The sequence below is a fragment of the Caulobacter sp. GW821-FHT09B08 genome, from assembly GCF_059418225.1.
Map to the genome: position 1 here is coordinate 20,342 of NZ_JBWKPL010000012.1, position 14,395 is coordinate 34,736.

The window sequence follows — 14,395 nt, forward strand, 5'->3', positions numbered from 1 at the left end:
AGCCCAGTCCCCTGGGTCCCGGCCCTACGCTACGCTTCGGCCGGGATGACACGGAAGGGATTTGTGGAAGGCCTTACGCCTCGACCGTGATCACGCCGCGGCGGATCTGGTCCAGCTCGATGCTCTCGAACAGGGCCTGGAAGTTGCCGTTGCCGAAGCCCTGGTTGCCCTTGCGCTGGATGATCTCGAAGAAGATCGGGCCAAACAGGTTCTCGGTAAAGATCTGCAGCAGCAGGCCTTCCTCGCCGACATTGCCGTCCAGCAGGATGCGGTTCTTCTTCAGGCGCTCCAGATCCTCGCCGTGGCCGGGCACGCGCTTGTCGACCAGCTCGTAATAGGTCTCGATGGTGTCCTGCAGCTTCACGCCCCGGGCGCGCAGGCGCTCGACGGTGTCGTAGATGTCGTCCGTGGTCAGGGCCAGATGCTGGATGCCTTCGCCGTTGTACTGGCGGATGAACTCCTCGATCTGGCTCTTGTCGTCCTGGCTCTCGTTCAGCGGGATGCGGATGGCCTTGTCGGGGGCGATCATCGCCTGGCTGAACAGGCCCGTGGCCTGGCCCTTGATGTCGAAATACTTCTGCTCCTCGAAGCCGAAGACGTCGCGATAGAAGGTCGACCAGGTGCGCATCTGGCCCCGGCGGACGTTGTGGGTCAGGTGGTCCAGCAGGTCCAGGCCGACGTTGTTGGCCGCTTCGGCCTCGGCCGCGCCGGGCACGGCGGTCCAGCTAGCGAACACCGCCTCGGGGCCTTCCACCAGATACAGCATCGAGCCGCCGATGCCTTCCAACACCCGCGCGCCCTCGCCCAGCACCGTGGCCGAGGCGTCGGCCGCCACGGCGCCGCGCTTCAGGGCCTCGGCATAGGCGGCTTCCACGTCGGCGACGCCGAAGGCCATGCCGTTGGCCGAGGGGCCGTGGGCGGCGCGGAACTCGGCGACCTGGCCGGTGGACTCGTCATTGACCAGCAGGTTGATGCGGCCCTGCTTGTAGCGGGTCACGGCCTTGGTCGGATGGGTCGAGGCGGCCACGAAGCCCATCTGCTCGAACAGCGCCTTCATGGCGGCCGGTTCGGGGCTGGTGAACTCGACGAAGGCGAAGCCGTCGAGGCCGAGGGGGTTTTCGGGGGTCATGGACATGGCGATGGCTCCGAAGGATCAGAGAGCGAGAGCGGCCGGCAGGGCGGCGATCAGGCGGTCGTTGTCGGCCGAGCGGCCGATGGTGATGCGGACCCAGCCGCCGGGCACGGGCGTGGGACGGATGATGATCCCTTCCCGCAACAAACGCGCGGCGGTCGCTTCCGGACCGGCCGGGCTGCGCAGGAAGACGAAATTGGCGGCGCTGGCGGTGCGCTCCACGCCCATGGCGTCCAGCACGGCCTCGACCCGGCCGCGCTCGGCGATGGTCAGGGCCACGGTGCGCTCCAGGTGATCGACGTCGTTCCAGGCGGCCAGGGCGGCGGCCTGGCTGATGGCGGTGACGTTGAACGGCGGGCGGATGCGGTCCAGGTAGCCGACCAGCTCGGCCGACGAGCACAGGCCGTAGCCCACCCGCAGGCCGGCCAGGCCATAGGCCTTGGAGAAGGTGCGGCCCGACACCCACGTCCCGCCCCAGGCCTTCAGCGCGCCCAGCACGTCCAGCTCAAGGCAGTATTCACGATAGGCCTCGTCGACGAAGACGACGGTCGAGTGCGGGGTGACGGCCAGAATGTCGACCAGCTCGGCCTGCGTCATCGCATTGCCGGTCGGGTTGTTGGGGGTGCACAGCACCAGCAGCTTGGGGCCCTTGGCGGCCTCGGCCTTGAAGGCCTCGACGTCGAGGTCGAAATTGGCCAGGCGCGGCACGTCCACGAAGGTCGCCTCGGCGCAGCGGCCGAAGATCTCGTAGGCCGGGAAGGTCGGCGAGGAGAGCAGGATGCTGTCGCCCGGGTGCAGCACGGCGCGGAACAGGTAGTCGATTAGGGCTTCGGAGCCCGGGGTCATGACGATGCGAGCCGGGTCGAAGTCCAGCCGCTCGCCGATGGCGGCGCGCAGGGTCTCGCAATAGGGGTCGGGATAGATCTCGGCGTTCATGGCCGCCGCCGCGACGGCCTCGGCCACGCGCGGGCTGGGGCCCAGCAGGTTCTCGTTGCTGGCCAGCTTGGACAGGTCGGTGCGACCGGCCAGGCGACCGGCCTCGGCCAGGGTCATGCCGGCCTTGTAGGCGACCACGCCTTCCAGGGCGGGACGCACGGGCAGCGCCTGGGCGGGGGCCAGGGACTTTTGATCGACAACCAGCATGCGCCGCGCTCCTTGAACCGAGGAACGGGCAGGATAGGTCAGGACCTAAAACAGGATGTGGTTATGATGACCCGAAACAATCCACATTAGGTCACTTTATGCCAATCTTATCGAAATACCCGCCCTCCGATGTCAGACGGCTATTCCAGATAGTCCAAAGGTAGCGCCGTGGCGTCCTTGATGGTCTCCAGCACGAAGCTGGAGCGGATATCCTTGACGGCCGGCATCTTCAGCAGGCGCTTCATGGTGAAGTCGGCATAGGCGTCGAGGCTCGGCGCCACCACCCGCAGCAGGTAGTCGTAGCCGCCGGTCATGGCGTGGCAGCCCACCACCATCGGTTCGCGCCGCACGGCGTCGGCGAAGGCCTCGGCGGCGGTCTCGCTGTGGCGGTCGACCTGGACCTCGACATAGGCCAGCAGGTCCAGCCGCGCCTTCCGGCGATCCAGCAGCGCCACGTAGCCCGCGATCAGGCCCGAGGCCTCCAGCTGCTTGACCCTGCGCAGGCACGGACTGGGCGACAGGCCCACGCGCTCGGCCAACTCGACGTTCGTGACCGAACTGTCCTGCTGGAGGATCTCCAGGATCTTCCGGTCGGCGCGAGTGAGCTTCATCGTGACCTGATTGGGCGGTGAGTTGGCAGGATGTGACCTTATAGTGGATCGGAAGCGCAATGCGAGCCGACTTGCCCCCACCTGACCGCTTCGCGGTCTGTCCGCCCCCATAGGGGGCGGAATCATGGCGCCGCTAGCTCAGCGCGGCTCCGCCCCCTATGGGGGCGGACAGGCGACGTAGTCGCCAGGTGGGGGCAAGTGTGCTCGCACGGCCCAGAACCCAAAAACAAAACCCCCGGAGCTTTCGCCCCGGGGGTCTCGGTTACGCTTACTCGGTACGCTTACTAACGTGGAGCCTTGGGCTCTTTTCAGTTGGCCAGGCGACGCAGGAACGACGGGATCTCCAGATCCTCGCCTTCGTCGGTGGTCGGCTGCTCGATCGGCTGCAGCTGGGGACGGGCCGAGCCGCGTTGCGGCTGCTGGGCCGGTTGCTGGTCGTAGCGCTGCTGGCGGCCACCGCCGAACAGGCTCATCCAGCCGCCCGACTTCTGCTGCCGGCGGTCGTCGTAGTTCTCGCTGTACAGCGGCTCGTCCTCGGCCTCGGCGACCATCGGGTCGACGATGCGGGTGACGCGCGGGGCCGGGGCGGCGACGCGGGGCTCCTCGATGACCGGCTCTTCGAAGTGCAGGTCTTCCTGGGCCTCGACGACGGGCTCGGGCTCTTCATAGACCGGTTCCGGCGCGTAGGAGGCGACGGGGGCCGGAGCGGGACGCTCGATCGGGCGCGGCTCGTAGCGCATGCCCGGACGGGTGGTCTCGGCGGTGGTCGGGGTCGGAGCAGGAGCGGCTTGCGGCGCGGCGGGCCGGGTCTCGGCGATCAGCGGCTGGGCCGTGGTGTTGCGCGAAACGGGCTTGGGCTCGATCTGGGCGATGGAGGCGCCGTCCATGCCGGTGGCGACCACCGACACGCGGATCACGCCGTCCAGCGACGGGTCGAAGGCCGCGCCGAAGATGATGTTGGCTTCCGGATCGACCTGATCCGAGATGGCGTTCGCCGCTTCATCGACTTCGAGAAGCGTCATGTCCATGCCGCCGGTCACGTTGACCAGCACGGCCTTGGCGCCCTTCAGCGAGACTTCGTCCAGCAGCGGGTTGGCGATGGCGTTCTGGGCGGCCATCAGGGCGCGGTCTTCGCCGGTGCCCTCGCCGGTGCCCATCATCGCCTTGCCCATCTCGGTCATGACCGTGCGGACGTCGGCGAAGTCGAGGTTGATCAGGCCCGGCAGCACCATCAGGTCGGTGATCGAGCGGACGCCCGAGTGCAGCACCTGGTCGGCCATGCCGAAGGCTTCGGCGAAGGTCGTGCGCTCGTTGGCGACGCGGAACAGGTTCTGGTTCGGAATGACGATCAGGGTGTCGACATAGCGTTGCAGCTCGCCGATGCCGGCGTCGGCCAGGCGCATGCGGTGGCGGCCTTCGAAGTGGAAGGGCTTGGTGACCACGCCGACGGTCAGGATGCCGCGCTCGCGGGCGCACTTGGCGATGATCGGGGCCGCGCCGGTGCCGGTGCCGCCGCCCATGCCGGCGGTGATGAACACCATGTGAGCGCCGTCCAGGTGCTCGCCGATCTCGGGGAAGCTTTCCTCGGCGGCGCTCATGCCCACTTCGGGGTGCGCGCCGGCGCCGAGGCCCTGGGTCACTTGGACGCCGAGCTGGATGCGACGGTCGGTCTTGGCGAACTGGAGCTGCTGCGCGTCGGTGTTGGCCACCACGAACTCAACACCCTCGAGGCCAGCCTCGATCATGTTGTTGACAGCATTGCCACCGGCGCCACCGACCCCGAACACCACGATACGCGGCTTCAGTTCAGTGGTACGCGGCGCGGAAAGAGAAATAGCCATGGGACCCTCGCGTCCTAAACGCCGAATTCGTCAACTACCGAGCGGATCAACCGCCGGGAGTCATCTCGACGATCGGGTTAACAGAACAACCACCAACCTTAATCGGTGGTTAACTCCATAAAGTGAGTCGGCTCGAGGTCGATCCCAAAGAGGGCGGAAAAATCCAGTTATCCAAAGGAATCACTAGGGATTCCTTGGGTTCCCGAGGGTACCCAAAACCCCCGTGCGGCGGAACGCCGCTGACCGAAAAAGCCTTGGGAAAAGCCGATTTCGAGCCTCTGGAAACTAGGCTTTCAGGTGTTTCCGACACTTAGATCATAAACGTTTATGCTTAAGGTCTGGTAAGACTTGGCGGCTGTTCTTGCGAAGCGTCGCAAGACGAAAAAATTGTGACGTTCACAAAAAATTACAGTCGCGGCCGGGCGGGGGTGATTCAGCGAAGCTTCCTCCTCACCCGTGAAACGGGGGAGGTGGCGCGCTGCGGATACGCAGCGTGACGGAGGGGGCGTCCGGCCAACGCCTCGACGCCCCCTCCGTCCGCTACGCGGACACCTCCCCCGTTTCACGGGTGAGGAGGAAGGATCTACAGATTATCCCGCAGCCAGGCGGCCGCCTTGGCCATCGGGCTGGCGTTGGGGTCCATCGGGCGCTTGCGGATGGCCGCGCCGGCCAGGGCCTTGGGCGAGACCACCTCGCGCGGGCCGAAGGCCGTGCGGTGCAGGATGCCGGCGGCGGCGCAGAAGGCCGGACCCGAGGCGGCGTCGGCCAGGTGCGGCACCCGGCGCGGACGGCCCAGGCGCACGGGACGGTCGAACACCCGCACGGCCACTTCGCGCACGCCGGCCAGCTGGCTGGCGCCGCCGGTCAGGACGATGCCCGCGCCCGGCTCCACCGGCGCGCCCGAGGCCTTCAGGCGCTCGCGCAGCAGTTCCAGCGTCTCCTCGACGCGCGGCTGGATGATGCCCTTCAGCAGGCTGCGGGGCGCGATCACCGGACCGGCGCCGGGATCGTCGCCGCGGGGCGGGGCCTCGATCATCTCGCGGTCCTCGTTGGCCGAGGCGATGGCGCTGCCATGCAGGGTCTTGATCCGCTCGGCGCCGGCGACCGAGGTCTGCAGGCCGCGGGCGATGTCCTGAGTCACGTGCCCGCCGCCGACGGCCAGGCTGTCGACGTGGCACAGGGCGCCGTTGTTGAACACGGCCACCGAGGTCGAGCCGCCGCCCATGTCGATGCAGACCGCGCCCAGGTCCATCTCGTCCTCTTCCAGGGCCGCCAGGGCCGAGGCGAAGGGCGCGGCGACCACGCCCTCGAAGCTGAGGTGGGCGCGTTCCACGCAATGGGCCAGGGTGTGGAAGATGTTCTCATTGACCGAGACGACCAGCAGCTCCAGCCCGAGCGCGCGGCCGAACATGGCGCGCGGGTCGCGGATGCCCTTCTGGCCGTCCACCGACCAGGCGATGGGCAGCAGGTGGATCGGCTTGCGGCCGGGAATGCGGACTTGCGCGAGCGCCGAAGCGATGGCGCGCGACAGGTCGCCGTCCGCGATGGGACGGGCGCCCAGCGAGACCTGGGTGTGGACGCGGTTGCTGGCCAGCTGGCCGCCGGCCGTGCAGACCGAAACGCCCTGGACGTTGACGCCGGCCACGGTCTCGGCCCGCTCGACGGCCTGGGCGATGGCTTGCGCCGCCTCGTCCAGATTGACGATGGCCCCGCCGCGCACGCCGCGCGACTGCACATAGCCGACGCCGGCCGTGGTCAGGGTGCGGTTGTCGCGATGGATCCCGTCGGCCTTCATGATGAAGCACGTGACCTTGGACGCGCCCAGGTCGACGGCCGCGACCGCGGGCTGACGCACGAGCGTCGCCTTCAAGCCTTCACGGGCTTGCTTCCGGTCATCCAAGCGCGACATCGCTACAGTCACCTCACACACACAATCATGATCACGCCCCGCCGGCCACGGGCTGCCCGGGCAGCATCGTGTCGCGAGGCCTAACGGCCACCATTTCGGGGTCGCGCAGATCGATGCGCGCGAAACCGAGATCGAGGATTCGTTGTCGTTGATCGAGCTGATCCAATTGAATCAGCGCGGACTCTTCGTCAATGGCCGGAAGCTGGATCAGCGAACCATCTTTCAAACGCAGGTCCCAGCGGCGGTCGTCGACGCGCACCAGCGCCTCCAGGCGGTCGCGCAGGCGGGGGCGCGCATTGACGGCCGGCAGGATGGCGCCGGCGGCCTGGTCGGCGCCCTGCCCCACCACCAGCGGCAGTTGCGGGAAGCGCGCGGCGTCGGCCTCGCGGATGATCCGGCCCTCGCCGTCGATGACGCGCATCGATCCGGAGTGCTGCCAGACGGCCAGGGCCGGGCGCTCCTCGACGGAGATGAACACGGTGTCGGGCAGCAGGCGCACGACCTTGGCGCTCTTGACCCAGCCCACGCCCTCGACCTTGGTCCGCAGGTCGGCCAGGTCCATGCCCAGGGTCGGCTGGTCCAGATACAGCTGGGTGGCGTTGAGGATGTCGGCCTTCGCCATCGGCGAGGCGCCCTCGATGTGGACGGTCTTCAGCTTGAAGCCCAGGTCGGCGAACTCGCCGTCGACGCCGCGCATCATGGCCGCGCCCAGGCGCTCCAGGCGATGGCCGGTGGCCAGGGTGGCGATCAGGGCGACGACCAGCGCGCCGCCGGTCACGCTCAGGGCCAGGCGGGGCGACACGCCCACGCCGCCGCGCGCGGCTTGCAGCTTCCCGGCCGGCGGCGCGGGGCTGCGCTGCGCCGTTCGAGCCTTCGGACTTGCGGGCGCTTCGGCCCGGGGGCGCGTAGGCTTACGCGGTCCCCCCCGCACTACAGCGGGCATAAGCGTCCTCCAAAATCCAGAACACCAACAAATCAAACGAGACGCCGACGTGGTCCGCCTGCTCGGGAACGAGCGAAGTGGGTGTCATGCCAGGCTGCGTATTGACCTCCAAAAGGACCAGAAGGTCGTTAATTCCGTCATAACGGAAGTCGCACCGGGTCACACCTCGGCAACCAAGACTTGCATGGCCAAGCTCGGCCATCCGCATCGCCCGGTCCCTTACGGCGTCGGGAATCGGGGCCGGAATCACGTGGATCGAGCCGCCCTCGGCGTACTTGGCCGCGTAGTCATAGAAACCTGTGGATGAGCGGATTTCGGTTACCGCCAAGGCCTTGGGACCATTTGACTCACCCCTCACGGCGACCGCCAGTTCGAGACCGGCGATATATGGCTCGACCATCACCTGGTCGCCAAAGGCCCAGCTTTCCGCGGCCAAATCGCGCGGCGGCGAATTGGCGCCCTGCGGCACTATGAACACCCCCACCGACGAGCCCTCGGCGTTGGGCTTGACCACATAGGGCGGCGCCATGACGTGGTCGCGGGCGACGTCGTGGCGGTCGAACAGCCCGCCGCCGGGCACGGCGATCCCGGCCGCCGCCAGCACGGCCTTGGACTTGGCCTTGTCCATGGCCAGGGCCGAGGCCAGGACGCCGGAGTGGGTGTAGGGCAGGCCCAGGGTCTCCAGCACGCCCTGCACGACGCCGTCCTCGCCCCAGCGGCCGTGCAGGGCGTTGAAGACGACGTCGGGCTTCAGGGCGCTCAGGGTGCGGGCGATGTCGGACGGCAGGCGCGGCCCCGGATCGACGCGGGAGACCCGCGCGCCCAGCCGCTCCAGGGCCGCGGCGCAGGCCTCGCCGCTGACGAGGCTGACCTCGCGTTCGGAGGAAGGTCCGCCCAGCAGGACGGCGACGTGGCGGTTGGTGAGGGGCGCTGAGGTCATGCGTCCTGGCTAGCGAGGGCGCATCGAGACCTGAGGGAGCGGTCTTGGGAGTTCGGTGCAGGGCTTGGGGACACGCCGCAAGGGCATGTCCCCGATCCTGGGCCGGGGACGCGCCCTTGCGGCGTGTCCCCTTTCGTCCTGCTAGTGCCCCGCCTGAGCCGGCGCGGCCGCGCTCAGGGCGCGGAAGTCGATGTCGCTGTCGGCCACCAGGTAGATGAAGCTGGCCCAGGCGGCGACGTTCTGGGCCAGTTCGTCGGGGCGCACCTTGTTGAGGGTGTCGTCCATGGTGTGGTGGTAGTCGAAGTAGCGGCTGGCGTCCTGGTTCAGGGCTACCACCGGCACGCCGGCCTCCTCCAGGCCCTCGATGTCGGCCCCGGCGTGGGACGGGGGGGCGCGGTCGACATAGACCTTCAGGCCGGCCAGCACGCGGGCGGCGGTCTGCATGGCGGGGTGACCGGCCGAGCCCTTGGGGATCTGCAGGCTGTAGACGCGGTCGGCGCCGCTGTCGCTTTCGCCGGCCAGCACGATCTTGGGGACCTCGTCCTTGTGGGCGGCCAGATAGGCCTCCGACGAGCCGCCGCTCTCTTCCGAGCCCCACATCACCACGCGGATGGTGCGCTTGGGATGCTTGGGCAGGTCGCCGATCAGCTTGGCGGCGGCCGTGGTGATGGCGATGCCCGTGGCGTCGTCCAGGGCGCCGGTGCCGACGTCCCAGCTGTCCAGGTGGCCGCCGATGACGATCACCTCGTCGGGCTTTTCCGAGCCCTTGATCTCGCCCGAGATGTTCCAGGCCACGTCGTTGGGATCGACGCTGGAGTCCAGCTTCAGCTTGACGCGCAGCGGCCCCTTGGCGGCCAGGCGCTCAAGCTGCTCGGCTTCCGGCACGCCCATGGCGGCGGCGGGGATGGTGGCCACCTGGTCGCCGAAAGCGGTGACGCCGGTGTGGGGCACGGTGGAGTCCGAGGTCGAGACCGAGCGGATCAGCAGGCCCACGGCCCCGCGCTTGGCCGCCTCGACCGGGCCGGCGCGGCGCGAGATGCCGGCCACGCCGTAGCCGGCGCCGTCCTGGGCGCGGACCATCGGCTGGGTGATCACCACGATCTTGCCCTTCAGCGCCCCTTCCGGCGCGGCGGTCATCTCGGCGAAGGTCTTGAACAGGGCGACCTCGGCCTCGATCCCGTTCGGACCGGTGGGCACGGTGCGGCCAAGGCCCACGATCGACAGCTTCATCGGATAGGGCGCGACCAGCTCGGCGCTCTCCTCGCCGCGCGTCCACGACGGCTTGGCGAACTCCTCGACCTTGACGTTGGTGAAGCCCAGGGCCTTGAACTTGGCCACCGACCAGTCCTTGGCGCGGGCCATGGCCGGCGAGCCCACCAGGCGCGGGCCGATATTGGTGGTCAGGTCCTCGGTGATGTCCCAGGCGGTGCGGTCCAACTGGGCCTTGTCGGCCAGCTTCTCGGCGGTCTTGGCGTCTTGAGCGTGAGCCGCCCCGGCCATCAGGGCGGCGGTGGCGGCGGCGGTCAGCAGCGTGCGGAACAGGCGCATGGAAACTCCCTCGTTTGGGTGGTTTTCATAGCACCGCTCCTGCCGGCGGATAGGCAACATCCGGATGAACTATCCGTAACCTTCGAGGCTGAGACGGGGACATGCACTTGTGCGTGTCCCCAGCCGCATCCCAGGCGCCGCGCCGGCGTTTGGGGACACGCGCGAGCGCATGTCCCCGGCCGCGCCTAGCCGGCCCGCCCGATCCGCTTGATTTCCCAGTCCAGCTGGATTCCGGTCTTCTCCAGCACATCGGCGCGGACGGTGTCGCCCAGGCCTTCCAGGTCGGCGGCGGTGGCTTCGCCGGTGTTGATCAGGAAGTTGGAATGCAGCGGGCTGAACATCGCCCCGCCATACGGCTTGCCGCGCCAACCAGCCTCGTCGACCAGCTTCCAGGACGAGTGGCCCGGCGGGTTCTTGAAGGTCGAGCCGCCGGTCTTCTCGCGGATGGGCTGGGTAGTCTCGCGCCGCGACGTGATCTCGGCCATGCGGGCCTTGATGGCGGGGGGCTCGTCGGCGGTCCCTTCATAGACCGCGTCCAGCACGATCACGGTCTCGCCGTCCTGCAGCGCACTGTGGCGGTAGGTGTAGTGCAGGTCCTCGACCGACAGCTCGCGCACCTGGCCGGCGCGGTCCATGACGCGGACCGACTTGACGACATTGACGGTCTCGGAGCCGTAGCAGCCGGCGTTCATGATCACCGCGCCGCCGATGGTGCCGGGAATGCCGGCGTAGAACTCAAGCCCCGCGATGCCCGCCTCGGCCGCCTTGCGGGCGAGGATGGCGTCAGGCACCGCCGAGCCGGCCTTGATGCGGTTATCGCCCAGGGGCTCGACCGTGTTGAAGCCCTTGCCCAGCCGGATCACCACGCCCTCGACGCCGCCGTCGCGGACCAGGAGGTTGGAGCCCACCCCGATGGCCAGCACCGGCACGGCCGGGTCCAGAGCCTTGAGGAAGTCCGACAGGTCCTGCTCGTCGGCCGGCAGGAACACCACGTCGGCCGGGCCACCGACCCGGAACCAGGTGAACGGCGCCAGGGCCTCGTCGACCAGCAGCTTGCCGCGAACGGCGGGGAGCGAAACCTTCCAGCTCACTTCGCCAGCGCTTCCAGCTGCCCCGGCAGGGCGTACGACCAGCTGGTGATGTCGCCCGCGCCCAGCAGCACCACCAGGTCGCCCGGCTGGGCTTCGGCGGCGATCAGGGCCGGCAGGGCGGCGGGGCTTTCCAGCGGCAGGGCGCGGCGGTGGCCGAACTTCTTGAGGCCTTCCACCAGGTGGTCGCGGTCGACGCCCTCGATGGGCTGTTCGCCGGCGGTGTAGACGTCGGCGACGATCACGGTGTCGGCGTCGTTGAAGCACGAGCTGAACTCGGTCATCAGGTCTCGCAGGCGGGTGTAGCGGTGCGGCTGGACCACGGCGATGACCTTGCCGGTCGAGACCGCGCGGGCGGCCTTCAGCACGGCGGCGATCTCGACCGGGTGGTGGCCGTAGTCGTCGACCACGCGGATGCCGTTGGCCACGCCCGTGGTGGTGAAGCGGCGCTTGACCCCGCCGAAGCCGGCCAGGCCCGCGCGGATCGCCTCGGCGTCCACGCCCAGCTCGCGGGCCACGGCCACGGCGGCGGTGGCGTTGAGCACGTTGTGATGGCCGGCCATCGGCATCTTCAGGCCCTCGTAGCGGACCTGCTCGCCCGACAGCGGCGAGACGACGATGTCGAACTGGGCGCCGTCGGGCCCCATCTCGATGTTGGAGACGCGGACCTCGGCCTGCGGGTTGGTCCCATAGGTCACCAGGCGGCGGTTCTCGATCCGCGAGGTCAGGGCCTGGACCTCGGGATGGTCGGTGCAGACCGCCGCGAAGCCGTAGAACGGAATGTTCTCGATGAAGTCCTGGAAGCCCTTCTTCACCGCGTCGAAGTCGCCCCAGTGGTCCAGGTGCTCGGCGTCGATATTGGTGACGATGGCCACGGTGGACTTCAGCTTCAGGAACGAGCCGTCGCTCTCGTCGGCCTCGACCACGATCCAGTCGCCCTCGCCGACCTTGGCGTTGGTGCCGTAGGCGTTGATGATGCCGCCGTTGACGACGGTGGGGTCCAGCGCGCCGGCGTCCAGCAGGGCCGCGACCATCGAGGTGGTGGTGGTCTTGCCGTGCGTGCCGCCCACGGCCACCGAAAACTGGAGCCGCATCAGCTCGGCCAGCATCTCGGCGCGGCGCACCAGCGGCAGGCGCTTGTCGCGGCCGGCCACCATCTCGGGATTGTCGCCCTTGACCGCCGTCGAATAGACGATGGCCGAAGCGCCTTCGACATTGGCCGCGTCGTGGCCGATGAAGATGCGCGCGCCCAGCTTTTCCAGCCGCTCGGTATTGGCGCTGGCCTTGGCGTCGCTGCCCTGCACGGTGTAGCCGATGCGGATCATGATCTCGGCGATGCCGGACATGCCGATGCCGCCGATGCCGATGAAGTGCACGGGGCCGAGTTCGAAGGGTACGGGGCGTCGACGCTGGATCATCCGGCTCGATTAGACGATTTGGCGGCGGGGTGGAACGGGATGTTTGGTGCAGAAGCCGTGGATTTTGGCCGTCGAGCCAGCTTGGCCGGACTTGTTCTGGGCCTGACCGCCCTCGCCTCGCCCGCCCTTGCGCAAGCTCCGCTCGAACTGCGCCTGGCCGACGTCGGCCGCTTCGCCAGCTTCGTCGACATGGGCGGGACCGCCTGGACCGGCCGCACGGCGCGCCTGCGCGTGCTGCAGGTGGCCGAAGACGGCTTCACGGCCGGGACCGAAGCCTTCTGGGGCGGCTGGCGTCACGAGGTGATCGACTGCGACGCCCGCACCATCGCCCACGCCGGCTTCTCCAGCATCCGCGCCGGCGGCAAGGAAGGCCCGCTCAGCGGCGACCTGCGCCCGGCGACGGCGATCCCCAAGGGCGGCGCCGACGACGCGGTGGCCAGGGTGGTGTGCGATAGCTGGCGGCCTTATGCGAGTGCGCCGGTGGCGACCAGCGTCGAGGAGGCGGTGAAGATCGGCCGGCCGCTGATCGCGACCGGGCTCGAACCCTGATCTCCTCACCCGTGAAACGGGGGAGGTGGATCGGCGCCGTAGGCGACGAGACGGAGGGGGCGTTCAACCTCTGAAAACGCCCCTCCGTCACGACGTTACGCGTCGCGCCACCTCCCCCGTTTCACGGGTGAGGAGAAAGCTACCGCGCCGTCTTCTCCACCAGATCCGCCAGTTCTTCCGCCGCGTTCGGCTTGGCCACGCTGCGGGCGCCCGCCGCCATGCGGCCCAGGCGCTCGGGGTCTTTCAGAAGGGCGTTCAGCGCGCCGGCCATGGCGTCGACGGTCAGTTCGTCCTCCAGGCAGACGGCCGCCGCGCCGGCCTCTTCCAGGAGCCTGGCGTTGAAGCGCTGGTGGTCGTCGGCGGCGATCTTCAGGGGCACCAGGATCGACGGGCGGCCGGCCACGGCCAGTTCGGTGCAGGTCGAGGCGCCCGAGCGGCCGATCACCAGGTGGGCCTGGCGCAGATAGCCGGCCATGTCGCGGAAGAACGGCGCGACCTCGCAGTCGACGAAGGCGTTGCGGTAGATCTTGCGCGCGCCCTCCATGCTCTCGGCGCGGGCCTGCTGGAAGACCTTCAGGCGCGAGCGCATGTCCTCGGGCAGCTTGGCCACCGCTTCGGGGATCAGTTCGGACAGCAGGCGCGCGCCCTGGCTGCCGCCGGTGACCAGGATGCGCAGCTGCACTTCCGGCGGCAGGTACGGCACGTCGTAGAGGGCGCGGATCGGCGGACGCACGGGGTTGCCGACCACGCGGGCGCGGGCCTTCACGGCGGGCTTGGCCTTCTCCAGGGTCGGGAAGGCGCAGGCCACCTCGTTCACCCGGGGGGCCAGGAAGCGGTTCACCCGGCCCAGCACCGCGTTCTGCTCGTGGATCACCGTGGGGCGCTTCTGGGCCAGGGCGCCCAGCAGGGCCGGGAGGGCGGGATAGCCGCCGAAGCCCACCACCACGGCCGGGTCCAGGCGCTTGAAGGCGACCTTGGCCTGGTTCACGCCCTGCCAGACCACCAGGCCCGCCTTGGCCATGCCGATGGGGTCGCCCGACTTGGCGGTGGCGGCCGAGAGGGCCAGGCGTTCTTCGGCGGGGAACTTGTCGGCATAGAGCGCGCCGCGCTCGTCGGTGGCCAGCACGATGCGCCAGCCGCGCGCGGCCAGGGTCTCGGCCAGGGCCTGGGCGGGGAACAGGTGTCCGCCGGTGCCTCCGGCGGCGACGACAGCCAGCTTGCTCATAGGTCAGCAGCTCCGGTACGCGAGCGGGTAGTGGGCAAGGCGACTCTC

At 69.0% G+C, this 14,395-nt stretch carries 12 protein-coding genes; 1 reads left to right on the top strand and 11 read right to left on the bottom strand.

Features of this window, described 5'->3' with window-relative positions; all coding sequences use genetic code 11:
• Positions 1-73 precede the first annotated feature (73 nt).
• From hppD to murC, 10 genes are all read right to left on the bottom strand, one after another.
• Positions 74-1,135, bottom strand: a complete 1,062-nt coding sequence (hppD, locus tag AC07OA_RS24005) for a 4-hydroxyphenylpyruvate dioxygenase (protein WP_494666350.1) — start codon at positions 1,133-1,135, stop codon at positions 74-76.
• An 18-nt stretch (positions 1,136-1,153) separates the two neighbouring features.
• Positions 1,154-2,275 (bottom strand): pyridoxal phosphate-dependent aminotransferase, encoded by a 1,122-nt coding sequence (locus AC07OA_RS24010; RefSeq protein WP_494666351.1) that lies wholly within the window; start codon positions 2,273-2,275, stop codon positions 1,154-1,156.
• A 140-nt stretch (positions 2,276-2,415) separates the two neighbouring features.
• Positions 2,416-2,886 carry an Lrp/AsnC family transcriptional regulator gene (locus AC07OA_RS24015; RefSeq protein WP_494666352.1) on the bottom strand — a complete coding sequence of 157 codons (471 nt, stop codon included), beginning with the start codon at positions 2,884-2,886 and terminating at the stop codon, positions 2,416-2,418.
• A 308-nt stretch (positions 2,887-3,194) separates the two neighbouring features.
• The gene (gene ftsZ, locus AC07OA_RS24020; RefSeq protein WP_494666353.1) at positions 3,195-4,727 is read right to left on the bottom strand and encodes a cell division protein FtsZ; all 1,533 of its coding nucleotides are present in this window, start codon (positions 4,725-4,727) and stop codon (positions 3,195-3,197) included.
• 583 nt (positions 4,728-5,310) lie between these two features.
• The gene (ftsA, locus tag AC07OA_RS24025) at positions 5,311-6,636 is read right to left on the bottom strand and encodes a cell division protein FtsA (RefSeq protein WP_494666354.1); all 1,326 of its coding nucleotides are present in this window, start codon (positions 6,634-6,636) and stop codon (positions 5,311-5,313) included.
• A 31-nt stretch (positions 6,637-6,667) separates the two neighbouring features.
• On the bottom strand, positions 6,668-7,579 hold the full coding sequence (locus AC07OA_RS24030) for a cell division protein FtsQ/DivIB (protein WP_494666355.1): 912 nt from the start codon (positions 7,577-7,579) through the stop codon (positions 6,668-6,670).
• Positions 7,548-8,519: a D-alanine--D-alanine ligase gene (locus AC07OA_RS24035; protein WP_494666356.1), complete on the bottom strand. Its 972-nt coding sequence runs from the start codon at positions 8,517-8,519 to the stop codon at positions 7,548-7,550. The genes AC07OA_RS24030 and AC07OA_RS24035 overlap by 32 nt, the downstream gene beginning before the upstream one ends.
• 141 nt (positions 8,520-8,660) lie before the next feature.
• Entirely contained in the window at positions 8,661-10,067 is a 1,407-nt protein-coding gene (locus tag AC07OA_RS24040; RefSeq protein WP_494666357.1) for a M20/M25/M40 family metallo-hydrolase, read from the bottom strand.
• A gap of 185 nt (positions 10,068-10,252) precedes the next feature.
• A complete protein-coding gene (murB, locus tag AC07OA_RS24045; protein ID WP_494666358.1) occupies positions 10,253-11,158 on the bottom strand; it encodes a UDP-N-acetylmuramate dehydrogenase in 906 nt (301 codons plus the stop codon).
• The gene (murC, locus tag AC07OA_RS24050; RefSeq protein ID WP_494666359.1) at positions 11,155-12,573 is read right to left on the bottom strand and encodes a UDP-N-acetylmuramate--L-alanine ligase; all 1,419 of its coding nucleotides are present in this window, start codon (positions 12,571-12,573) and stop codon (positions 11,155-11,157) included. Before murC ends, murB begins: the two co-directional genes overlap by 4 nt.
• Before the next feature lie 39 nt (positions 12,574-12,612).
• Between murC and AC07OA_RS24055 the strand changes: the two genes are divergently transcribed.
• On the top strand, positions 12,613-13,122 hold the full coding sequence (locus tag AC07OA_RS24055; RefSeq protein ID WP_494666360.1) for a hypothetical protein: 510 nt from the start codon (positions 12,613-12,615) through the stop codon (positions 13,120-13,122).
• Positions 13,123-13,261: 139 nt separating this feature from the next.
• Here AC07OA_RS24055 and murG read toward each other — a convergent pair whose 3' ends face one another.
• Positions 13,262-14,347, bottom strand: a complete 1,086-nt coding sequence (gene murG / locus AC07OA_RS24060; protein ID WP_494666361.1) for an undecaprenyldiphospho-muramoylpentapeptide beta-N-acetylglucosaminyltransferase — start codon at positions 14,345-14,347, stop codon at positions 13,262-13,264.
• Positions 14,348-14,395 lie beyond the last annotated feature (48 nt).